17 protein-coding genes and 1 tRNA gene are annotated in these 22740 nt (G+C 66.0%); 12 read left to right on the top strand and 6 right to left on the bottom strand.

All coding sequences use genetic code 11. The features are described 5' to 3' along the window. Positions 1-158: 158 nt before the first annotated feature. Both ACQP1G_RS02190 and ACQP1G_RS02185 read left to right on the top strand, forming a co-directional pair. Positions 159-401 carry a hypothetical protein gene (locus ACQP1G_RS02190; protein WP_040686056.1) on the top strand — a complete coding sequence of 81 codons (243 nt, stop codon included), beginning with the start codon at positions 159-161 and terminating at the stop codon, positions 399-401. 146 nt (positions 402-547) lie between these two features. Continuing rightward, on the top strand, positions 548-1222 hold the full coding sequence (locus ACQP1G_RS02185; RefSeq protein ID WP_011206875.1) for a Crp/Fnr family transcriptional regulator: 675 nt from the start codon (positions 548-550) through the stop codon (positions 1220-1222). 147 nt (positions 1223-1369) lie between these two features. Here the strand turns inward: ACQP1G_RS02185 and ACQP1G_RS02180 are convergent, their stop codons facing one another. The 3 genes from ACQP1G_RS02180 to ACQP1G_RS02170 form a co-directional block, all read right to left on the bottom strand. Continuing rightward, a complete protein-coding gene (locus ACQP1G_RS02180) occupies positions 1370-2164 on the bottom strand; it encodes an MBL fold metallo-hydrolase (protein WP_433197843.1) in 795 nt (264 codons plus the stop codon). A 79-nt stretch (positions 2165-2243) separates the two neighbouring features. Continuing rightward, entirely contained in the window at positions 2244-2702 is a 459-nt protein-coding gene (locus ACQP1G_RS02175) for a RidA family protein (protein WP_433197841.1), read from the bottom strand. A 15-nt stretch (positions 2703-2717) separates the two neighbouring features. Beyond that, positions 2718-2879: a DUF4177 domain-containing protein gene (locus tag ACQP1G_RS02170; RefSeq protein WP_364497970.1), complete on the bottom strand. Its 162-nt coding sequence runs from the start codon at positions 2877-2879 to the stop codon at positions 2718-2720. A gap of 950 nt (positions 2880-3829) precedes the next feature. Here ACQP1G_RS02170 and ACQP1G_RS02165 point away from each other — a divergent pair. Further along, positions 3830-4849, top strand: coding sequence for an ArsA-related P-loop ATPase (locus tag ACQP1G_RS02165; protein ID WP_433208013.1), 1020 nt, complete (start codon positions 3830-3832; stop codon positions 4847-4849). Further along, positions 4846-5985, top strand: a complete 1140-nt coding sequence (locus tag ACQP1G_RS02160) for an ArsA family ATPase (protein ID WP_433197839.1) — start codon at positions 4846-4848, stop codon at positions 5983-5985. The genes ACQP1G_RS02165 and ACQP1G_RS02160 overlap by 4 nt, the downstream gene beginning before the upstream one ends. A gap of 132 nt (positions 5986-6117) precedes the next feature. On the opposite strand, the gene ACQP1G_RS02155 is transcribed toward ACQP1G_RS02160, so the two are convergent. Continuing rightward, positions 6118-6441, bottom strand: a complete 324-nt coding sequence (locus ACQP1G_RS02155) for a WhiB family transcriptional regulator (protein WP_397240795.1) — start codon at positions 6439-6441, stop codon at positions 6118-6120. A gap of 369 nt (positions 6442-6810) precedes the next feature. Between ACQP1G_RS02155 and ACQP1G_RS02150 the strand changes: the two genes are divergently transcribed. After that, complete coding sequence (locus tag ACQP1G_RS02150; RefSeq protein WP_433197837.1) at positions 6811-9183, top strand: penicillin-binding protein; 2373 nt, start codon at positions 6811-6813, stop codon at positions 9181-9183. Positions 9184-9259: 76 nt separating this feature from the next. Here ACQP1G_RS02150 and ACQP1G_RS02145 read toward each other — a convergent pair whose 3' ends face one another. Then, a complete protein-coding gene (locus tag ACQP1G_RS02145; RefSeq protein WP_433197835.1) occupies positions 9260-9724 on the bottom strand; it encodes a GatB/YqeY domain-containing protein in 465 nt (154 codons plus the stop codon). Positions 9725-9890: 166 nt separating this feature from the next. Between ACQP1G_RS02145 and ACQP1G_RS02140 the strand changes: the two genes are divergently transcribed. The 7 genes from ACQP1G_RS02140 to ACQP1G_RS02110 all read left to right on the top strand — a co-directional run bounded on the left by ACQP1G_RS02140 (position 9891) and on the right by ACQP1G_RS02110 (position 20361). After that, complete coding sequence (locus ACQP1G_RS02140) at positions 9891-10853, top strand: metallophosphoesterase (protein WP_433197833.1); 963 nt, start codon at positions 9891-9893, stop codon at positions 10851-10853. A gap of 49 nt (positions 10854-10902) precedes the next feature. Then, positions 10903-12222: a hypothetical protein gene (locus tag ACQP1G_RS02135; protein ID WP_433197831.1), complete on the top strand. Its 1320-nt coding sequence runs from the start codon at positions 10903-10905 to the stop codon at positions 12220-12222. Positions 12223-12282: 60 nt separating this feature from the next. Further along, positions 12283-12356 (top strand) — tRNA-Pro (locus ACQP1G_RS02130). A 538-nt stretch (positions 12357-12894) separates the two neighbouring features. Beyond that, a complete protein-coding gene (locus ACQP1G_RS02125) occupies positions 12895-13602 on the top strand; it encodes a GntR family transcriptional regulator (protein WP_433197829.1) in 708 nt (235 codons plus the stop codon). A gap of 10 nt (positions 13603-13612) precedes the next feature. Continuing rightward, positions 13613-17287, top strand: a complete 3675-nt coding sequence (gene uca, locus ACQP1G_RS02120) for an urea carboxylase (RefSeq protein ID WP_433197827.1) — start codon at positions 13613-13615, stop codon at positions 17285-17287. Beyond that, positions 17284-19017 (top strand): allophanate hydrolase, encoded by a 1734-nt coding sequence (gene atzF / locus ACQP1G_RS02115; protein ID WP_433197825.1) that lies wholly within the window; start codon positions 17284-17286, stop codon positions 19015-19017. The genes uca and atzF overlap by 4 nt, the downstream gene beginning before the upstream one ends. Positions 19018-19122: 105 nt before the next feature. Continuing rightward, positions 19123-20361 (top strand): FAD-dependent monooxygenase, encoded by a 1239-nt coding sequence (locus ACQP1G_RS02110; protein WP_433197823.1) that lies wholly within the window; start codon positions 19123-19125, stop codon positions 20359-20361. An 839-nt stretch (positions 20362-21200) separates the two neighbouring features. On the opposite strand, the gene ACQP1G_RS02105 is transcribed toward ACQP1G_RS02110, so the two are convergent. Beyond that, entirely contained in the window at positions 21201-22691 is a 1491-nt protein-coding gene (locus ACQP1G_RS02105; RefSeq protein ID WP_433197821.1) for a catalase, read from the bottom strand. Between the last annotated feature and the right edge of the window lie 49 nt (positions 22692-22740).

Below are 22740 nucleotides of genomic sequence, written 5' to 3'. Positions count from 1 at the left end.
GCGCATCGGTCGCCTCGGCGGCAGGCGAAGGCCCGCCGACGGCGGCTGTGGAGGGGGAGACACGCACCTGTCCACCATACGGAACCACGCCGCAACGGTGCCCTCCTAGATCTCTTGCCGTGTTCCATCTGAGACCTAGACCGTGTTTACTGCTCGTCATGCAAGGACTCGCTGTGGTGCTCTTCCCAGTGGTGCTGATGCTATTTGCACTGGGCATGGAGCGGGTCGAGAATCGGCTCCGCAAACTTCTCGAACCCGACGAAGAGGTTCAGCAGTACCTGGACAAGGCAAGTAACGCCGAAGTGAAGGAGCTGACGAAGCTCGGACTGCCCGCCGCGGTGGCACGGATGCGCAGGCGCCGGTCCCGTGGTGAAGAACTGGACGTCGCACGCGCCAGCTGAATCCCTACCGACCAGTACCTGGCACGTCGCGCAATCCACTCGTTACGTGGCGTCTGTCACTACGCTGTCGTAATGCCGCGTAGACTGCGCTGTTGGCCGAATCGCTTCGGTCCAGGACAGAGCCATTTCCCATAAGGAGCACATTCGTGGACGAGGCCCTCGCCAGAGCAGGCATCTTCCAAGGCGTAGAGCCCACCGCGGTGGCGGCTCTCGCCAAACAACTGCAGCCCGTCGATTTTCCGCGCGGGCATGTCATCTTCAACGAGGGCGAGCCCGGTGACCGGTTGTACATCATCACCTCGGGCAAGGTGAAGATCGGACGACGTTCCCCGGACGGCAGGGAGAACCTGCTGACCATCATGGGTCCGTCGGACATGTTCGGTGAACTGTCGATCTTCGACCCGGGTCCGCGCACCTCGACCGCAACCACCGTGACCGAGGTGCGCGCGGTCACCATGGACCGTGACGCACTCAAGTCCTGGATCGACCAGCGGCCCGAGATCGCCGAGCAGTTGCTCCGCGTCCTCGCCCGCCGTTTGCGCCGCACCAACAACAACCTGGCCGACCTGATCTTCACCGACGTTCCCGGCCGGGTCGCCAAGGCGTTGCTGCAGCTCGCGCAGCGGTTCGGCACCCAGGAAGCCGGTGCGCTGCGGGTCACCCACGACCTCACCCAGGAGGAGATCGCCCAGCTGGTCGGCGCCTCCCGCGAGACCGTGAACAAGGCGCTCGCCGACTTCGCGCATCGCGGCTGGCTGCGGCTGGAGGGCAAGAGCGTGCTGATCTCCGACTCCGAGCGCTTGGCCCGCCGCGCGCGCTGACGCTCGCCCCATACCGGCAACCGGCCCCCACCGCCGCATAGCCGCACGGTGACGGACGGACGCCACAGCACAGATACAAAAGCACGCTGAGTTCAGCGCTTCAATGAACTCAGCGTGCTGTTGTGTTTGCCAGTTCTGCTCGGGTGTCTAGTTCTGCTCGGCACGCAAGTACTCGAGCTGTGCCTGCACCGAACTGCGCGCGGCCAACCACAGTCGCTTATCGACATCGGCATAGACCTTGCGCACCACCGCCATCGCACCCGCGTCCGGGCCGAGCACGCGCAGCGCCTCGCGCACTTGATCGAGACGCTGTTGCCGGTGCGCGACGTAGTAGCGGGCGATCGGCTCCAGATCGGGATGATCCGGACCGTGCGCGGGTAACAGCGCACGTCCCGCGCCCACCTCAACCAGCTTGTCCAGCGACGCCAGGTAATCGGCAAGGGTGCCGTCGCTGGAGTCCAGCACGGTGGTACCGGAGCCGAGAATGGTGTCACCGGTCAAAACCGCGTCATCGAGGACGAAGCTCACCGAATCCTTGGTGTGGCCGGGGGTGTCGAGGACGGCGATCCGGAGACCGGCCGCCTCGATCACCTCGCCGTCGACCAGCGGCGCATCGGAGCCGCGCAGGAATTCGGCGGTCCTGGCCCGGACCGGGGTACCGGTCAGCTCGACCAGGTGGTCGATGCCGCCGGTGTGGTCGTGATGCCGATGGGTGATCAGGGTGAGCGCGATATTGCCGCCCGTCGCGCGGACGATCGCCGCGCTGTGCGCCTTATCCTTCGGCCCCGGATCGACGACCACATACTCCGATTGCCCCGGGGCGCGCAACAGCCAGGTGTTGGTGCCCTCCAGCGTCATCTGGCCTGGATTGTCCGCAAGTACGACCGCCGCGGTCGGCGTAACCTGCCGCAGCTGGTCGTATGCGGGATGGGTGAGCGTCATCGGAGTACCCCAGTCGATCGAAAATCTAGCCGTAGCGACTGCTTGCAGGTCGCTCGAAATGGTCTGCCTGCGGACCTGTCTAGCGCACTTCGACGATCAGTTCGACTTCGACGGGGGTGCTGCGGGGCAGTTCGGCGACGCCGACCGCGGAACGCGCGTGCACGCCCGCATCACCGAAGACCGCACCGAGCAGCTCCGAGGCACCATTGATGACCTGCGGCTGATCGGTGAATCCCGGTGCGGAGGCGACGAATCCGACAACCTTGACGATCCGCACCACCGCATCGAGCCCGACCAGATCGTGCACCGCGGCGATCGCGTTCAGCGCGCAGAACTTCGCTGCCTCCTTGGCCTGTTCGAGCGAGACCTCGGCGCCGACCTTGCCGGTCGCCGAGAGCTGCCCGTCCACGAACGGCAGCTGCCCGGAGGTATAGACGAGCGAACCGGTGCGGATCGCCGGAATGTAGGCGGCGACCGGTGCCACGACCGGCGGCAAGGTCAGTCCGAGTTGGGTGAGGTTCTTTTCCCACTGGGTCATTGGCGAATCCTTTGCTTACTTGGGACGCTTGAGGTAGGCGACGTGCTGTTCACCGGTCGGACCGGGGAGCACGGTCACCAGCTCCCAGCCATCGGCGCCCCACTGATCCAGGATCTGCTTGGTCGCATGCGTGAGCAGCGGAACGGTGGCGTACTCCCACACCTTCGATTCACTCATGCACCGACTGTATCTTTGGCTGTGTTGTTGGCCGCGCGGGCGCGGCGTGTTCGCGGCCCCCTTGGTCTCGCGTCCGAGCCGTCGAGACTCGCGACTACGGCACATCGCTTCGACGACTCGGACGCGAGACGGGCCGCGAACGGGTCGCTCGTAAGACTCGCTCCGTCGGGGTTGGCGAGGTGCAGATCGTCAACACCCGGCGTACACCAGCCCAGCCGTCGAGACTCGAGACCTCGTCATGTGCGCTTCGACGACTCGGACGCGAGACGGGTCGCGGACGGGTCGCTTGTAAGACTCGCTCCGTTGGGGTTGGCGAGGTGCGGATCGTCAACACGCGGCGTACACCAGCCCAGCCGTCGAGACTCGAGACCTCGTCATGTGCGCTTCGACAGCTCGGACGCGAGACGGGTCGCGAACGGGTCGCTTGTAAGACTCGCTCGGTCGGGGTCACCGAGGTGCGTCGAGACTAGAGACCTCGTCGCATGCGCTTCGACGACTCTGATGTGAGTCGGGTCGCGAACGGGTCGCTTGTAAGACTCGCTCCGTGGTGGTCGCTGAGGTGCGGATCGTTAGTACCCGGTGTGCAGCGGCCTGGCTGTCGAGACTTCGTTGCATGCGCTTCGAGGCTCGGATCTGAGACAGGCCGCGAGCGCGTCACTCGCTTCGTCTGGGTTGCCGAGGGGCGGATCGTCAATACCCGGCGTACACCAGCCCAGCCGTCGAGACTCCCGACTACGTCGCTATGCGCTTCGACGGCTCGGATGTGAGACGGGTCGCTCGTAAGACTCGCTCTGTGGCGATTTGGGGGCCGTGGTGATCTCGCCCCGTTCCAATGCGATGCGTCTCACTGTCTGGGACGGAATCGCCGGCAAAGTCGGCTAGTGACCGTATCGCTGGGGCGGGATCTCAGAACGGGTTATAGGCTCGCGATCGTGGGAGTACCAACAGCAGTGCCTATTTCGGCGGAGCCGGGGCTGGAAACGGGTTGGCCGGAGCGCGCGGACAAGGCCCGCTTGCACTATGTCTCCGGCAAAGGGGGAACCGGCAAGTCGACGGTCGCGGCGGCGCTGGCGCTCGCGCTGGCCGCGGGTGGGCGGCGGGTGCTGTTGGTCGAGGTGGAGAGCAGGCAGTCCATTGCCCAGTTATTCGATCTGCCGCCGTTGCCGCCCACCGAGACCAGGATTGCCACCGCGGATGGCGGCGGTGAGGTGGTCGCGCTTGCGCTCGATATCGAGCATGCCTTCCTCGAATACCTCGATATGTTCTACAACTTGGGCTTCGCCGGGCGGGCCATGCGCCGGGTCGGCGCCATCGAATTCGTCACCACGATCGCACCCGGTCTGCGCGATGTCATCCTGACCGGCAAGATCAAGGAATGCGCAGTCCGGGTGGATAAGCAGGGCAAGCCCGTTTTCGACGAAATCGTCGTCGACGCACCCCCGACCGGACGGATCGCCAGCTTCCTCGATGTCACCCAGGCCATGGTCGAGGTGGCCAAGGGCGGGCCGATCGCCTCGCAGGCCGAGGGCGTCTCGAACCTGCTGCACTCCGATCAGACGATGATCCACCTGGTCACCCTGCTCGAGGCGCTGCCGGTACAGGAGACCGCCGACGCGGTCGCCGAACTCACCGCCAATGACCTGCGGATCGGCACCGTCATCGTGAACCGCGCGACCAAGGGGCAACTACCCGCCGAGGTGCGCAACAGGGCCGCGCGCGGCGATATCGACCGCGACGCCATTCGCACCGGACTCACCGAGGCCGGAATCACAGTGCCGGACCAGGACTTCCAGGGGCTGATCACCGAAACCGTGGAGCACGCGGCCACTTTGCAGGCACAGGACGATAGCGCCGTCGAACTCGCGAAGGTCGATGTGGCGCGGATGTATCTGCCCGCACTCGCCGACGGTATGGATCTCGGCGGCCTCTATGAACTGGCCGAACATCTGAGTAAGCAGGGAGTCCGATGAGCATCCCGAATGTGACCACGCCACTGGATATTTCGAGGATCATCGAGGACCCCACGGCACGGGTGGTGGTCTGCTGCGGCTCCGGCGGCGTCGGCAAGACGACCACCGCGGCGGCCATCGGGCTGCGCGCGGCGGAACAGGGCCGCAAGGTTGTGGTGCTCACCATCGATCCGGCGCGGCGACTGGCCCAGTCACTCGGTGTCGCCGATCTGGACAACAGCCCGCAGCGGGTGGCGCTCGGTCCGGAGGCCAAGGGCGAACTGCACGCGATGATGCTCAATATGCGTCGCACCTTCGACGATATGGTGCTCGAGCACACCAGTCCGGAGAAGGCGGAGCAGATTTTCGCCAACCCCTTCTATCAGACGGTCGCCTCCTCCTTCGGCGGCACGCAGGAATACATGGCGATGGAGAAGCTCGGCCAGCTGGCCGGACACAAGGAGTGGGACCTCATCGTGGTCGACACTCCCCCGTCCCGCAATGCGCTGGACTTTCTCGATGCGCCCAAGCGTCTCGGAAACTTCTTGAACGGCAGGATGATCCGGGTCATCATGGCTCCCGGTCGCGGTGTCACCCGGCTGGTGACCGGCGCGATGAGCCTGGCCGTGCGCGGTGTGTCGACCATTGTCGGTGGGCAGATGCTCAAGGACGCGTCGAACTTCCTGCAGTCGCTGGACTCGCTGTTCGGTGGTTTCCAGGATCGCGCGGACCGGACCTACGCGATGCTGTCCAAGCCGGGCACGCACTTTCTGGTGGTCGCGGCCCCCGAACCCGATGCACTGCGCGAGGCGTCGTTCTTCGTCGACCGTCTCTCGACCGAACGCATGCCGCTGGCCGGATTGATCTTGAACCGCACTCATCCGGTGCTCAGCGGACTGCCCGCCGACCATGCGCTCACCGCCGCTGATCAGCTGGCCGAATCCGATCCGCTCACCGCCGCGGTGCTGCGCATCCACGCCCAGCGGATGGCGACCGCCAAGCGCGAACTGCATCTGCTGCACCGGTTCACCGGAGCGCATCCGCGGGTGTCGATCGCCTCGGTGACCGCGCTGCCCTTCGAGGTCTCCGATCTGGAGGCGCTGCGGGCGGTCGGAGTACAACTCACCGATGCGCACGCGGTCGAGGTGACCGCCTGATCGTGACGATTCGAGCCGAAATCGTTCGGGCCCCGAAATCGTTTGGGCCACTGTGTCATTCTGATGCCGGATTGATATAGACCCATTAACGGAACCGAGCCCGCAATCGCGGGCTCGGTTCCAGTTTCCGGGTTAGATTGCTACCTGATGGTGACGTTGGGCTTGGAAGAAGTCGGCCCAGGACGTCACCTCCGGATGCTGCTTCAGCAGCGCGCGACGCTGCCGCTCGGTCATGCCACCCCACACGCCGAATTCGACTCGATTATCGAGTGCATCGGCCCCACACTGCATCAGCACCGGGCAGTGCCTGCAGATCGTCGCCGCCTTGCGCTGCGCCGCGCCGCGGACGAACAGTTGATCAGGGTCTACTTCCTTGCATCGGGCCTGGGCAACCCAGGCGATCCTCGCTTCGGCCTGCTCTACGTCCAATCGAGCGATGGGGGTTGTCATGTGCATTTGGTGTGCCCCTTTGCAGTCCGAACACCGGGTCAACGGCGCTCCAGAATCGCGTGTCAGTGCCGCAGCAACCCAAACCCCGCTGCGAACTGCACCACATTCCACTTTGAGTGTTAGCTCTATCACACTGGGTTCTCAATCTAGGTAAAGGTATGGCTTCTGCGCAAGACCGTCCCGAGACTTTTTGGTACGTCCGTCCATGCAAACGTGATCGAGAACCGGGCGGTCGACCCGACATGCGGTTCGCCCTTCAACGACACGCCGGATTCCGTCCAACGACACGCCGATTCGGTCGCGCGAACCGCACGATCCGACGGACTGACAAACACACCCGAGAGCCCCGGATCGGCACCCCGTAGTCTGGGGCTCGTGCCGATCACACATACGCTCGCGAGGCTGGCCGGCAGCTGCGCGCTGGCCGCCGTGCTCGTCGCCGGGTTGTTGTTCCCTCTCGCAGGCGGTTTCGGGTTCGTCTCCAACCGTGCCGCCGACGCCGTCGACAATGTGTCCGCAGAACTGGTCGAGGGCACTGTCCCCACCGTCTCGACCATGGTCGACACCAACGGAACACCCATCGCCTGGCTGTACGAGCAGCGCCGCTTCGAGGTCCCCAGCGACAAAATCTCCAACGACATGAAGTTGGCGATCGTCTCCATCGAGGATCGGCGATTCGCCCAACACGAAGGCGTGGACTGGCAGGGCACGCTGCGCGCGTTCCTCACCAATACGAGCAGCGGCGAAGTGCAGCAGGGCGCGTCCACCCTCGATCAGCAGTATGTGAAGAACTTCCAACTGCTCGTCGTCGCCAAGACCGACGCCGAGCGCCGGGCCGCCATCGAGACCACTCCGGCGCGCAAGCTACGCGAGATCCGGATGGCGCTCACCTTGGACCGGGAGCTGACCAAAGACGAGATTCTCACCAGATATCTGAACCTTGTGCCCTTCGGTAACGCCTCCTATGGCATCCAGGACGCGGCGCAGACCTACTTCGGTGTCGATGCCGTGAATCTGACTATGACGCAGTCGGCGATGCTGGCTGGCATGGTGCAGTCCAGCTCGAAGCTGAATCCCTACACCAACCCCGAGGGCGTACTGCAGCGGCGCAATACCGTGCTGGACACCCTGATCCAGAACATCCCCAGCCGCGCCGAGGAATTCCGCAGGGCCAAGTCCGAACCGCTCGGCGTGCTGCCCGAGCCGAAAGGGCTGCCGCGCGGGTGCATCGCCGCCAATGATCGCGGCTTCTTCTGCGATTACGCGATGCAGTACCTGGCCAATGCCGGTATCAGCCGCGAACAACTCAACACCGGCGGCTACACGATCAAGACCACCCTTGATCCGGCCCTACAGGATTCGGTGAAGCGCTCGGTCACCGAGGCCGCGAACCCGAACCTCGACGATATCGCCCAGGTGATGTCGGTGGTCGGCCCCGGACAGGATTCGCATCCGCTGCTCGCCATGGCGAGCAGCCGCACCTACGGCCTGAACCGCGATGCCAACGAAACGGTGCAGCCGCAGCCGTATTCGATGGTCGGTGACGGTGCCGGCTCGATTTTCAAGCTCTTCACCACCGCCGCCGCCATGGAAAAGGGCATGGGTATCAACGCCCAACTCGATGTGCCGGGCCGGTTCGAGGCCAAGGGCATGGGTAACGGTGGTGCGCGCGGCTGCCCGCCCGCCACCTACTGCGTGCAGAACGCGGGCAATTACAAGTCGCCGATGTCGGTGACCGAGGCGCTGGCCACCTCGCCGAATACCGCGTTCGTCAAGCTGATCCAGGCCGTCGGGGTCACCCCGACCGTTGATATGGCAGTGCGCCTGGGCATGCGCTCCTACACCGAGGCGGGCAGCTCGGGCCACGGCAATCAGAGCCTGGCGGACATGATCAAGGAACAGAACCTCGGCTCGTTCACCCTCGGCCCGGTCGCGATCAACCCGCTCGAGCTGTCGAATGTGGCCGCCACCTTGAGTTCCGGCGGCCGGTGGTGCCCGCCGTCGCCGATCAAGGAGGTGGTCGACCGCTCCGGCCGGACGGTACCGCTCACCCAGCAGGCCTGTGAACAGGTCGTCGACCCCGGCCTGGCGAACACCCTTGCCAACGCGATGAGCAAGGACGACGTCAGCGGTACGGCGGCCGGTGCGGCGCAGGCCACCGGCTGGAATATGCCGCTGTCGGCCAAGACGGGGACCACCGAGAGCCACCGCTCCTCGGCGTTCGTCGGCTTCACCAATTCACTGGCGGCCGCGGCCTACGTCTACGGCGACAGCCCGACGCCGGGCGAGATCTGCTCGTTCCCGCTGCGCAGCTGCGGCGACGGCAATCTCTTCGGTGGTAACGAACCCGCCCGCACCTGGTTCAACGCGGTCAAGCCGGTGATCGGGAACTTCCCGCCGCCCGGACTGCCGCCGCTGGACGATAAATATGTGCGCGGATCCAATCAGGCCCAGGTCCCCGATGTCGCCAATATGTCACAGGGCCAGGCCACCGCCGCACTGGTAGCGGCCGGCTTCCAGGTGTCACCGGTGAACGGCGCCGGTGCACCGCCGAAGGGGACGGTGATGGGGACCGCGCCGAACGGATCGGCGATCCCCGGGTCGGTGATCACCATCTACATCAGTGATGGGACGCAGCGGGTCCCGGCGCCCGCACCCGGACCCGGCGCGCCACCGGGGATTCCCATTCCGGGCATCCCGGGCATTCCGGGATTCCCGAACATCCCGGGATTCCCCGCTCCTCGATAACGCTTCGACAACACGAAACCGCCGACCCGGATCAGATCCGGGTCGGCGGTTTCGTTTATCCCGACTTGTGCCGGTGCTAGAGGCGCGCTTTCACGGCGGCCGAGAGCCGCGAGCCATCGGCTTTACCCGCGGCGATCGCGGTGGCGGCCTTCATGACCTGGCCCATCTGCCGCATGCCCGGCCGCTCGCCGAGTTCCTGGGCGACCTGGGCGATCGCGGTGTCCGCGACGTCGGCGACTTCCGCGTCGGTGAGCTGGCTGGGCAGATATTCATCGATGATGCGCGCCTCGGCATGTTCGTTGGCGGCCAGTTCGCCACGCCCGGCCTGGGTGTAGACCTCGGCCGCTTCGCTGCGCTTCTTCGCCTCTTTCTGCAGTACGGCAATGACCTCGGCATCGGAAAGCTCCCGCGCCTGCGAGCCCGCCACCTCAGCGGTTTGGATGGCGGCGAGCAGCATCCTGAGCGTGGCGAGGCGCAGCGTGTCCTTGGCTTTCATCGCGGCGGTCATATCCGCGCGCAGCTGCGATTTGAGTTCCGACATGTGCCACACGGTAGCCGCTTCGCTGTTCCCGGCCCACTACATTTGCGTGGCGGCGCCCCTGGATCGCCCGTCGCCCGTGCCGCGGGTCGGAATTGACCGCACCACGCCGACCGCTTGTGCGGAAACACACTCGGCGTTCCGCACCTGGGTCACCTATGCTGGGCAAATGCCCGTAATCTCGACCTCCGCTATCCGACGAACCGCGTTGGGAGCCGCCGGGGCCGCGGTGGCCGGTATCGGCTACGCCTCGCTGATCGAACGAAACGCCTTCGTACTGCGTGAGGCCACGATGCCGGTACTGGCGCCGGGCTCATCGTCGCTGCGGGTGCTGCACATCAGCGATCTGCACATGATGCCCGGTCAGAAGCTCAAGCAGCAGTGGCTGCGGGAGCTGGACCGGCTGGAGCCGGATCTGGTCGTCAATACCGGCGATAACCTGTCGCACCAGAAGTCGGTGCCCGCGGTGGTTCAGGCTCTCGGCGGATTGCTTTCCCGCCCAGGCCTTTTCGTTTTCGGTAGCAATGACTATTTCGCGCCGGTGCCGAAGAATCCGGCGAAGTACTTCAAGAAGGATCACCGCCGGGTGTACGGCGCGCCGCTGCCGTGGAAGGACCTGCGCGCGGCCTTCACCGAGCGCGGCTGGCTGGATCTGACCCACGTCCGCCGCGACGTCGAGGTCTCCGGCATTCGGATCGCGAGCGCGGGCGTCGACGATCCGCACCTGCAGCGCGACCGGTACGACACCATCGCGGGCGCGCCGAACCCGCTCGCCGTGCTGAGCATCGGCCTGACCCACTCGCCCGAGCCCCGGGTACTGGATCGCTTCGCCGAGGACGGCTACGACCTGGTCATGGCCGGGCATACACATGGCGGCCAGCTGTGCCTGCCCGGCTACGGTGCGCTGGTCACCAACTGCGGTATCGACCGATCGCGGGTGAAGGGCTCCTCCAAGTGGGGCACGCATACCCAACTGCACGTCTCCGCGGGTCTCGGCACTTCGCCCTGGGCGCCGTACCGCTTCTGCTGCCGCCCCGAGGCCACGCTGCTGACCCTGGTCGCCGCACCGCCGAAGCGCCCCAATGCCGATAGTGGCCAGGGCGTTTCACCCTCGGAAGCCATCGCACGCTGAGTTCGGCTAAGGTCCCTTGCCGAGACTGACGGCAGGCAGGGGAACCAGTGTGAGTGATTTCGACGACCGGCGCGACGAATCAACGGATTTGGGACGACCCGGTACGCCGTATCAACAACAGCATTACGGCGCAGGCCAATTCGGTCCTGCGCTGGGACAGCCCGAGCTCTCCGCTCCCACCCAGCCGCAGCCACAGCCAGCGCAGGGGCACAGCGCCCCCAGCGCCCAGGCGCACGACACGTTCGGCGCGCCGGTGTACCTCGATCCGCCGGTACCGCCATCCGGCAGCGGTGCGTCGAACTGGTCGAATAACGGTGCCAATACCCCAGCGGGTCATTTGCAGTGGCAACCCGGCTACACCGGATCGACCCGAACCGAAAGCGCGCAAGGGCAATTCGAACCCACGGCGCAGTGGGGACCCGCATCGATGGCCTCGACACAGTACGAATCCACCGCGCCATGGCAGACCAGCCGGGGACAGACCGGTTCGACGACGCAACTCCAGCCCGGCGCAACAGCATTCGGGCCACCGGGGCCAGCGCGATCGCCCTATGGACAAGACGGCGGCCTGAATGCGCTCTTCGGTGACCGACTCACGCAGGCCGCGTTGAGTCCGAATCGCCGCAGGGGCGGGCGCGGTATCGCGTGGGTCGCCGCCGCGGTGGCGGCGCTGGTGGTCGCGGGCGGGGTGACGGCGATCGTGGTCGCCAACAGCGGGCCGGATGACACCTCCGCGCAGAATCCGCCGCCGTCGATGGTGAGCGCGCTCACGACCACGGGCTCGCACACCCCGCCGAGCACCAGTAAGCCCAGCGCCCCGGCCGAGCACGAAACCGCGGTCGTGCCCGGCTATCAGGTGGTGGTCGCTTCGGACCTCGGCGCCGCCTATGACGTGCCCGCCGACTGGACCGTTGCGCCCGACGGCAAGGTCGGCGGTTTCGGTGAGCCGCCCAACGCCGTCACCGGCAAGGGCTTGGCGACCGAGGGCAAGAGCTACTGCCCCGGCTCCACCCGCACCGTGGCCTTCCTGACCGGTTCCAAGGACAGCGATTCGGCAACCGCCGCAACCGAACTCGGCACCACGACCGCCAAGATCGCGTACACGAACTCACCGGGCGGCACACCGAGCCCCCCGCAGCCGCTCAGTTCCCTCGACGGCTCCCAGCAGGGCATGTTCGTCGAGACCAAGGGCACCGCGACCAAGGTCACCCCCGGCTGCGCGGCGGACTTCTCCGTCTACACCTTCGCCACCCCCACCGATAACGGCAGCTTCGTCATGGTGATCGCCGCCGACACCGGCGTCCCCAACGCCGTCGACGCGGCGACCGCGATGCAGATCTTCACCAGCATTCGACCCCATGCAGGGTGATTGACCTGCCGGTTTAACGTCTGGACCCGAGCTGTTGTAAGCTACTCCAGGTTCGATTCACGGGGTGTGGCGCAGCTTGGTAGCGCGCTTCGTTCGGGACGAAGAGGTCGCAGGTTCAAATCCTGTCACCCCGACTCGTGGTTGAGACGAACGGCTCCGCCCCCGGCCTGCACAGGCCGGGGGCGGAGCTGTTTGCGCCGGGTGGCCCGACGGTACGGGGTCGGCCACCACACCGCGCAGGCGATGACCGCTAGTAGCCCGCAAATCAGGGCTAGCAAGCCGACGATCACGAACGCTTCCATCGGTACCTCCCGTGACTGCTCGTAGGTGCACCCGGCGCCGAGAGCGGATCGCCACCGACTGACGGCGCGGGAGAGCTGTCGGCGGGTTCGTCTCCGCTGGCTCCGCTACCGCGCGTCGGGCCGCTCATCACCCTGCTGCGGCACTGTGTCCTGCAGTGGCGCGACGTTGCCAGGTGTTGCTGTCTGCTCAACCTCACTGTGCACCGCTGGTGAGAAGTTCCGGAAGGAGGCGCGCCGAGGACGGACCGAATGACAGCGCGGCCGTTCCGATATGTCCCGCGATGTCCCATATGGGGCGGTGAGCACACTCTTACCGCTTGCTAACTTGCGGTCATCTCGACGAAACGCGAGGTCCATAGCGTATACAGGCATGTCGACAAGGGTGGCCACACAGGCGGATGCGGCGGGACGACCGTTGCGTGATGTGGTTTATACGACGTTGCGCGGCGAGCTGATGAACGGGGATATCAGGTTCGGTGAGCGCCTGACCGAACCCAAGTTGTCGGCTCGGTTCGGGATCTCCCGGACACCGATCCGCGAGGCGCTGACGGTGCTGTGCTCGGACGGGCTGCTGCAGCGCGAGGAGTACGGGTTCACCCCGGTACGGCCGAGCATTCCGCTGATCCGTGATCTCTATGAGCTGCGAATCACCCTGGAGCTCAGTGGAATTCAGCGGGCCATCGACAATCCGGCAGTGGTACACGATCACGCACTGCTCGCGGCCGAGCGGCAGGCTTGGCTGGTCTTGCGGGCCGATCCGCCCGAGCAGGAGCCCGGTTTCGTGGTTCGGGACGAGGAATTCCACGTCACCCTGTTGACGGCGGCGGGCAATGCCGAACTGGTGCGCTCGTTGAAGGCGGTGAACTCACGGATCCGGCATGTGCGGATGTACGACTTCATGGTCAACAACCGGATCGAGACCACCATCGCCGAGCATCTGGGAATTCTGGATGCCGTACTGGCACAGGATCTTCCGCTGGCGTACCGCTTGCTGCACACCCATATCGGCGAATCGCTCGATGTCGTCCTCGATCGGGTCACGCGGGCCATTGCCGCGATGTCCCTGGCAACTGAATAGGGAGATTCCAGTGGCACTGGAGTTCGATACCGTCCTGGTCGCCAATCGCGGCGAGATCGCGTGCCGGGTCATGCGGACGGCCCGCGCATTGGGCTTGAAGACCGTCGCCGTCTACTCCGACGCCGATGCGGGTGCGGCACATGTCGAAATCGCCGATGTCGCGGTACATCTGGGACCGAGCCCGGCCGCGGAGTCCTATCTGCGCACCGACCGGGTGATCGACGCGGCATTGTCGACGGGTGCTGGCGCGATTCACCCTGGATACGGATTCCTTTCGGAGAATGCGGATTTCGCCACGGCCGTGGCCGAATCCGGCATCGCGTTCGTCGGGCCGACGCCGGAGCAACTGCGCATCTTCGGCGATAAGCACACTGCCAGGCAGACAGCGAAAGCCGTAGGGGTGCCGCTGATTCCGGGCAGCGGACTGCTCGAATCCGCCGATCACGCGGTGGCCGAGGCCGAACGCATCGGTTATCCGGTGATGCTCAAGGCGGTCGGTGGCGGCGGCGGTATCGGCATGCAGGCCTGCGGCAATGCCGATGAGCTGCGCTCGGCATATCGACGCGTGCAGCGGCTGGCCGCGACGAACTTCTCCTCGACCGGTGTCTTTCTGGAGCGGTTCGTGGCGCGGGCCAGGCATATCGAGGTACAGCTGTTCGGGGATGGTCGCGGACGGGTGGTCAGTCTCGGCACCCGGGATTGTTCGCTGCAACGGCGCAATCAGAAGGTGCTGGAGGAGGCGCCGGCGCCCGGGCTCGCGGCGGGTCTGCCGGAGCAGTTGCTCGCGGCATCGCGGGAGTTGGCCCGATCGGTCGGGTACCGATCGGCGGGCACGGTCGAATTCGTCTACGACGTCGACCGCGGCGCGGCCTCGTTCCTGGAGATGAATACCCGGCTGCAGGTCGAGCATCCGGTGACCGAGGCGGTGACCGGGGTCGATCTGGTCGAGTGGATGCTGCGGCTCGCGGGCGGGGACACCTCGATGGTGGACGAACAGCCCGAGGGCGGACCGGCGATTACCGGCTGGGCCGTCGAGGCGCGGGTCTACGCCGAGGATCCCGGGCACGACTACCGGCCGAGTGCCGGATTGGTCACCGCGGCGACCTTCCCGGATCGCACTGCCGGATCCGCGCCCGGCGTCCGAGTCGACACCTGGATCGGTACGGGGACCGAGGTCAGTCCGTTTTATGACCCACTGCTCGCCAAGGTGATCGTGTCGGGAGCCACCCGAGACGCTGCCTTCGCGGGGTTGCGCGATGCGCTGGCTACGACGCGGATCTATGGCGTCCAAACGAATCTCACTCAGTTGCGTGCCGCGGCCGCCGATGCCGTCGTGCTCGAGGCCGCGCATGTCACGACCACGCTGGCCGGTATCCGGCCCGCCGGACATCGCATCGATGTGCTGCGCGGCGGCACGATGACCACGATCCAGGATCATCCCGGCCGAATCGGATTGTGGCAGGTGGGAATTCCACCATCCGGTCCGATGGACGATCTGTCGTTCACCCTGGCCAACGCGGCCGTCGGAAACCCGTCGGGCGTGCCAGCGCTGGAATGCACGCTGCAGGGCCCGCAGCTGCACTTCGCCGATACCACCGTGGTGTGCGTGACGGGCGCGCACACGCCGGTCACGGTTGATGGGCAGCCGATTCCCATGTGGGAGCCGGTGGCGGTCCCGGCCGGATCGGTACTCGATATCGGTGCTCCGGCCGACGCCGGATTGCGCACCTACCTCGCGGTGCGCGGCGGCATCGACGCGCCGCTGTATCACGGCAGTGCCGCCACCTTCACTCTCGGCGGTTTCGGTGGCAGCACCGGCAAGGCCGTGGTGGCGGGCGATGTTCTGGGTGTCGTCGGTGGGCGGGCCGGACTCGCGCAACCACGCGCGGTGCCGATCGACGAGCGACCCGAATTCACCCACGTTTGGCGGCTGGCCGTCGGTATCGGCCCGCAGACCTCGCCCGCCTATTTCACCGATGCGGATATGGACCAATTCTATTCGCACCCTTGGAAAGTCGGCAGCCATGCCAATCGCACCGGCATCCGTCTCGACGGGCCGAAGCCGACGTGGTCACGCACCGACGGCGGTGACGCCGGACTGCATCCGTCGAACCTGCACGACAATCCGTACAGCGTAGGGACATTGAACGTCTCCGGCGATACCCCGATCCTCTTGGGGCCGGACGGGCCGAGCCTGGGCGGCTTCGCCTGCCCGCTGACCGTGGTTTCGGCGCACCGATGGAAGCTCGGCCAGCTGCGTCCCGGTGACACCGTGCACTTCGTACCCGTCGACGACGATCGCGCCACCGAACTGCGCCGTTCGAATGCCGCCCGCGCCCGCGCCGACACCACAATGGCTCTCAACACGGCCCGGGGTCTGCGCACCGGTTCCGGTACACCCGTCGGCCTGGATGATCGCGGCATTCTCGGCGCTGTTCCGGCGGGGGCGGATCGCCCCCGCGTCGCCTATCTGCGCGGCGGCGATGACAATATCCTGGTCGAATACGGCGAGATGGTGCTGGATCTCGGGCTGCGCATGCGGGTGCACGCACTCGCGGAGGCGCTGGCTGGTACCGGACTGCCCGGCATCATCGATGTGACGCCGGGTGTCCGATCGCTGCACATCCACTTCGATCCCGATGTGCTGCCACAGTTTCGGTTGCTCGGCACGCTGACCGAACTCGAGCTCGAGTTGCCCGCCACCCACGATCTCGTGGTGCCCAGCCGCACCATCCGATTGCCGCTGTCGTTCGACGATCCGTCCATCGCCGAGGCGATCGACCGCTATCGCAGCGGTGTCCGCGATACCGCGCCGTGGCTACCCTCGAATACCGAATTCATCCGCCGCGTCAACGGACTCGACAGTGTCGAGGATGTCCGTGCCGCTGTCTTCGACGCCGAATATCTGGTACTCGGCCTCGGCGACGTCTATCTCGGTGCGCCACTCGCGGTTCCGCTCGATCCGCGGCATCGGCTGGTCACCACCAAATACAATCCGGCGCGCACCTGGACCCCATCGGATGCCGTCGGCATCGGCGGCAAGTATCTCTGTGTCTACGGCATGGCGTCGCCGGGCGGCTACCAGCTGATCGGCCGGACGGTGCCGATCTGGTCCAGTTACCGGCAATCCGCACCGTTCGAACCCGGCACCCCGTGGCTGTTCCGGTTCTTCGACCGGATCATCTGGGAACCGGTGACTGCAGATCAGTTGCTCGAACAGCGTGCTGCCGCCACGGCGGGACGTTTCGACGCCGAGGTCAGCGAGGGCACCTTCGCGCTCGCCGACCATCTGCGAATGCTCACCGAAAACGCCACGGCCATAGCGGAATTCGAGACAAAGCAGGCCATCGCCTTCGAAGCCGAGAAGCAGGCATGGCGTGCCGCGGGGGAATTCGAGCGCAGTGCGACCGTCGCGAGTGCGCCCGAACCCGCCACCGACCCACTGGCCGGGTTGCCGCCGGACGCGACCGTGGTCACCGCACCGATGATCGGCAATGTCTGGCGGGTGGAGATCGAAGTGGGGCAGCGGCTCGACGCTGGCGACCCGGTGGCCATCCTGGAAGCGATGAAACTCGAACTGCCGGTGCACAGCCCGGGCACCGGCACGGTCTTGAAGGTGCTGGCCACCCCCGGCGCCAAAGTGGAACCGGGAACCCCACTAGCAGTGATCGGAGCCGCCGAATGACCTCGGGCGTCCTAGGCAATATCGAAGTCCATGGCACGCCGACCGCGCGGGTCGCCGCCGCGTATCGGCGGATCGCCGAGGTCGATCGACCGGAGGTGTGGATCACGCTGCGCAACGAGGTCGATGTCGCCGCCGATGCCGCGGCCGTCGAGCAGCGGGTCGCCGACGGCGAATCCTTACCGCTGGCCGGGGTGTTGGTCGCGGTGAAGGACAATATCGATGTCGCGGGATTGCCGACCACCGCGGCCTGTCCGGAATTCGCCTACCTCGCCGAGGTCACCGCGGCGGCGGTCGAGCGCCTGGTCGCGGCGGGTGCCGTGGTGCTCGGCAAGACCAACCTGGATCAGTTCGCGACGGGACTGGTCGGGACCCGCAGCCCGTACGGCGCGGTCCGCCATGCCGACGATCCGGCGTTGATCTCCGGCGGATCCAGTTCCGGGTCGGCGGTCGCGGTGGCCTTGGGTATCGCCGATATCGGAATCGGTACCGACACAGCGGGTTCCGGCCGCGTTCCGGCGGCACTGCACGGAATCGTCGGCATCAAGGCCACCTTGGGCATCATTCCGGCACATGGTGTCGTCCCGGCGTGTGTGGACTACGACGCCGTGACGGTCTTCGCCACCGATTTGGACCGCGCGGTCGCGGTCGCCGCGGTCATGGCCGGACCCGATACGCGGGATCCGCGCAGCCGCGCATGGCCCGCCGATGTGCCACTCGCCGCACCGCAGGTCCCTCGGCTCGCCATTCCCCGCGCCGAGGACCTCAGCGCGCTCAGCCAACCGTACCGAGATGCCTTCGCCCGCACGGTATCCGCGGTGAACAGCACCGGTATGACGACCGAAGAGGTGGATATTTCCGGTTTGCTCGATGCCGCGCTGCTCCTGTACGACGGCGCGATCGTCGCGGAACGCTATGCGGCCGTCGGCACATTCCTCGACACCGCACCGGCGAGCGCCGATCCGACCGTGACCGCGATCATCAAGGCCGCCGGAAATACGACCGGTCCGGGATTCGCGGCCGATCTGGATGCGCTGGCCAGCGCCAAGGTCGCGGCGGCGGTGACATTGCGGGGATTCGCGGGGCTACTGCTGCCGACGACCACCGAGCATCCGAGTATCGCTGCGGTACAAGCGGATCCGGTCGGGATCAACCGCCGGATGGGAACCTACACGAACTTCTGCAACCTGCTCGATATGGCCGCGATTGCCATCCCCGGCCTGCCCACTGCGACCGGAGGTCCGTTCGGGGTCATGGTCGTGACCCCCGCCTTCGCCGATCAGGTCGCCATCGATATCGCCGCCCGCATCCTCGGCAACGACTCCGCACCGACGCTGATCGAAAGCGGTACGGAGCTTGCCGTTTTCGGCGCACACCTGCGCGGTCAGCCACTGCACTGGCAACTGGAGGAGATCGGCGCGCGATTCACCGGGGAGATCCGCACGACCGATGCCTACCGCCTGACCGCACTCGACACCACACCCCCGAAACCGGGCCTGGTGCGCCACGGCCCCGGGCTCGGCGCGCCGATCCTCGGCGAACTGTTCCGGATATCGGCGGCGGGCCTCGGCCGCTTCCTTGCCACACTACCCGCACCAATGGCGCTGACCAGCATCGAACTATCCGACGGCCGTTCGGTCATCGGCTTCGCCTGCACCTACGATGCCGCCCGCGCCGCCACCGATATCACCTCGTTCGGGGGCTGGAAGGCTTATCTGCAAGATCAGAATTAGCCCGCAACCTCGCTGAACGAGCGTCTTACACATTTGTACTAGACAGACGTGCAAGTGATCTGTTAGACATATGTGCAAGACATTCGAGTCAGTGAGGAACAGATCATGAGCACCAACCACTCCGCCACCACCCAGCCTCGGATCCTCGTGTGCGGCGGCGGGATCGGCGGCAACGCCGTCGCGCTGCAGTTGCTTCGGGCCGGGATCCGGGCGACCGTGGTCGAGCGTGCGGCTGCGCCTCGCCCGGGCGGGCAGGCCGTCGATCTGCGCGGGCCGAGCGTCGAGGTGGCGGAGCGGATGGGGCTGATGCCGGGGATTCGCAAGTCCCAACTGGATGAGCGCGGCATGGTCTTCGTGGACAGCGAGGGCAAGGAGCTGCTGCGCATGGCAGCGGAGGTCTTCGAAGGTAAGGGGACGGTCGCCGAGATCGAGATCACCCGCGGCGATCTGAATCAGGTGCTGCTCGATCTGCTCGCCGAGGCGGGCGGCGTGGACCTTCGCTACGGCGAATGGGCTACCGAGATCAGTCAGGACGATACGGGCGCCGACGTCACCTTCGCCTCCGGCGGCACCGAGCGCTTCGACATCGTGATCGGTGCGGACGGACTGCATTCCTCGACCCGACGCCTGGTATTCGGACCCGAGGAGCAGTTCTCCACCTACCTCGGCGGCTACATGTCCTTCTTCACGCTGCCGACGCCCGCCTATGCCGAGCCGCACTGGATCGCGATGAACTCGCTGGTCGGCGCGACCGGTGTCGGACTGCGTCCGGATGCCGATCCATCCACCTGCAAAGCGCTGGTGGTCATCCGCGACGCGGCGAATCCGGCATTGCGCCGCGATATCGCGGCACAGCAGCAACTCATCCGCGAGCGGCTGGCCGACGGCGGCACGATCGCGAGCACCGTCCGCGACGCCATGGGCGAGGCGGACGACTTCTACTTCGACGAACTGGCACGCATCGACGTCCCGAATTGGTCCAAGGGCCGGGTAGTACTGCTGGGCGACGCGGGCTACTGCGGTTCGCCGCTCACCGGGCAGGGCACCGCAATGGCCCTGGTCGGCGCCTACGTGCTGGCCGGTGAAATCGCCTCGCAGGCAACCGATCCCGCGCAGGCACTGACCCGCTACGAAGAGGTGCTGCGCCCATTCGTCGCCACCGCCCAGGAACTGCCGCCGGGCGGTCTGCGCTCGATGACGCCGAAGTCCCGGTTCGGTATTCGCGCCGGCCTGTTCGTCAGCAAGCTGATGACCACCAAGGTCATGAAGCCGCTGATGATGAAGATGCTCACCAAGACCGAAAGCTACGACCTGCCCGACTACTCGGTCCAGACCGTCGGCTGACCACGGCCATACGCGAGGACCGGCACCCCACCACGGTGCCGGTCTTCGCTTTTCCCCAGCACTACTCACGGCCCTGCCGGGCCGGTCACCCCTCGTGAACCGGCCCGGCTCATACCCTCTGGATGGGATCGTCGGCGCGCACCGAATGGTTACCTTCGGCAGTGGCGAGCGCAGGCTCGCCGGTCAGCTCCGGGAAGAGCCATCAGAAGTGGTTGCCCCCGATAAAAGCGTCAGCCGGGTCGGTCACCCCTCGTGGACCGACCCGGCTGGCGCTACCCCCGTGACGCGACCTGTTAACCCCTCGTGAACAGGTCGAGCCCGGTTCCCCACCCCCGGTGGTGGCTTATTGCGCCGCGATCTCGATCTGGCCGGTGACCGTGGCGGTGGTCGAGAGGGCGAGGGCGGTGGCCGGCTTGCGGATCATCGTCTGTGCCTCCTTGTCGTTCCGGATCAGTTTTTCCGGTGTGTTCCGGTGTTGACACAAACAATGCCGCTGCGGGCTTGTTGGGCACTTAAGAAGACCTTGCAGGAGAAAAACCGCAGGTAGGGGCGTTACTTCTGCCGGATCACGATAAGTTTGCAGCGCGGCGGCACGAATCGGCGGATGATGGAGGGTACGGGCGCCAAGGAGATTGGAGCGGCGATGGAGACCGTGGTTGTCTGGGTGCTGGCCTGCCTGCTTTATTGGTGGGGCCTGTTGTAGTTCCGAAGCTCGGGGCCCGCCGAATCCTGCCCCCACCTAACGAAACAGCTCCGCCTCCGACCGAAATGGTCAGGGGCGGAGCTTTTTTCGGAACGCTCGTCAGCGAGTGCGCACCGGCTGCCGTACCTCGAGTGCGTCAGCCCTCGAGTCCGGCACGAACGCCTTCCTCGACGCGCTTGCCGAGGTCTTGGTCCACGTTCTTCCAGTATTCGAAGACACGCGACAGCACCGGCTCCTGCACACCGCCGAGTACGTGTCCAACGATGTTGTCCACCAGGCGATCTCGCTGGTCGTCATCGAGGACCTCACGCACCAGAGTGCCTGCCTGGGTGAAGTCGCCGTCCTCGGCGTGCTCGATATAGCCCGCACGCACGGCGCTCACGCGCCCCGCCGACTGCCCCCCAGTGCTCGGGTCGAACTCCCAGATGCCGACATCGGGTGCCTGTTCGGGGTCGGCATGCGGTCCGCCGAACGAATTCGGTGCGTAGACAGGCACACTCGCGTCGTTGTAGTCGTAGCGCATCGAGCCCTCCTTGGCGTAGGAGTTGACCTCCGCGGCCCTGGCGCGGTTCGGCGGCAGCTGCGCATAGTTGGTGCCGATGCGGTAGCGGTGCGCGTCCGCGTAGGCGAATACCCGGCCCAGCAGCATCTTGTCGGGCGAGAAGCCGATGCCGGGAACGATATTCGAGGGTTCGAAGGCGGCCTGCTCGATATCGACGAAGTAGTTGCCCGGGTTGCGGTTCAGCGTCCACTTGCCGACCTCGATCAGCGGGTAGTCCTGATGCGACCACACCTTGGTCAGATCGAACGGGTTGACGCGATAGCCATCGGCCTCGGCGACCGGCATGACCTGCACATAGAGCGTCCAGCTCGGGAACTCGCCGCGCTCGATCGCCTCGTACAGATCGCGGCGGTGGTAGTCGCCGTCGACACCGGCGAGGCGGTCGGCCTCGGCCTGGGTCAGGTAGTCGATGCCCTGGTCGGTCTTGAAATGGTATTTCACCCAGAAGCGCGCACCGTCGGCATTGATCCACTGGTAGGTGTGTGAGCCATAGCCGTTCATATGCCGGTAGGTCTTCGGGATGCCGCGGTCACCCATCAGCCAGGCCACCTGGTGGGCGGTCTCCGGACGCAGGGTCCAGAAGTCCCACTGCATAGTGTTATCGCGAAGTCCGCTGCCGGGCAGGCGCTTCTGCGAACGGATGAAGTCGGGGAACTTGATCGGATCCTTGATGAAGAAGATCGGGGTGTTGTTGCCGACGAGGTCGTAGTTGCCGTCCTCGGTGTAGAACTTCACCGCGAATCCGCGCGGGTCACGCCAGGTATCGGGGCTGCCCTGTTCGCCAGCGACGGTGGAGAACCGGACCAGCGACTCGGTCCGCGCACCCGGCTGGAACAGCTTGGCCTTGGTGTAGCGGCTGACGTCGGTGGTCACCACCAACTCACCGAATGCGCCAGCGCCCTTGGCGTGCACGATGCGTTCGGGCACCCGCTCCCGGTTGAACTGGGCGAGCTTCTCGATGAGGTAGTGGTCGTGCAGCAGGATCGGACCCTGCGTGCCCGCGGTGAGCGATTCGTTATCGCTCTGGACCGGTGTTCCGGCATTCGTGGTTGTCGGCTTGGTCATTGCCGCCTCCTTCGCTCGAGAGCAACGGGGTGGGTTGCCCCGGGTTGTC

Origin of the sequence: Nocardia sp. CA-107356 (assembly GCF_050946365.1) — a bacterium.
Taxonomy (GTDB): domain Bacteria; phylum Actinomycetota; class Actinomycetes; order Mycobacteriales; family Mycobacteriaceae; genus Nocardia.
Note: the sequence above shows the minus strand (reverse complement) of the source record. Positions and strands in the feature narration are given on the sequence as shown.

Coding starts and splice junctions, on each gene's coding strand:
- ACQP1G_RS02125 (WP_433197829.1), top strand. CDS start 12,895: ATGTCGACAAGGGTGGCCACACAGGCGGATGCGGCGGGACGACCGTTG.
- ACQP1G_RS02105 (WP_433197821.1), bottom strand. CDS start 22,691: ATGACCAAGCCGACAACCACGAATGCCGGAACACCGGTCCAGAGCGAT.
- ACQP1G_RS02155 (WP_397240795.1), bottom strand. CDS start 6,441: ATGCACATGACAACCCCCATCGCTCGATTGGACGTAGAGCAGGCCGAA.
- ACQP1G_RS02190 (WP_040686056.1), top strand. CDS start 159: ATGCAAGGACTCGCTGTGGTGCTCTTCCCAGTGGTGCTGATGCTATTT.
- atzF (WP_433197825.1), top strand. CDS start 17,284: ATGACCTCGGGCGTCCTAGGCAATATCGAAGTCCATGGCACGCCGACC.
- ACQP1G_RS02145 (WP_433197835.1), bottom strand. CDS start 9,724: ATGTCGGAACTCAAATCGCAGCTGCGCGCGGATATGACCGCCGCGATG.
- ACQP1G_RS02110 (WP_433197823.1), top strand. CDS start 19,123: ATGAGCACCAACCACTCCGCCACCACCCAGCCTCGGATCCTCGTGTGC.
- ACQP1G_RS02170 (WP_364497970.1), bottom strand. CDS start 2,879: ATGAGTGAATCGAAGGTGTGGGAGTACGCCACCGTTCCGCTGCTCACG.
- ACQP1G_RS02180 (WP_433197843.1), bottom strand. CDS start 2,164: ATGACGCTCACCCATCCCGCATACGACCAGCTGCGGCAGGTTACGCCG.
- ACQP1G_RS02175 (WP_433197841.1), bottom strand. CDS start 2,702: ATGACCCAGTGGGAAAAGAACCTCACCCAACTCGGACTGACCTTGCCG.
- ACQP1G_RS02160 (WP_433197839.1), top strand. CDS start 4,846: ATGAGCATCCCGAATGTGACCACGCCACTGGATATTTCGAGGATCATC.
- ACQP1G_RS02140 (WP_433197833.1), top strand. CDS start 9,891: ATGCCCGTAATCTCGACCTCCGCTATCCGACGAACCGCGTTGGGAGCC.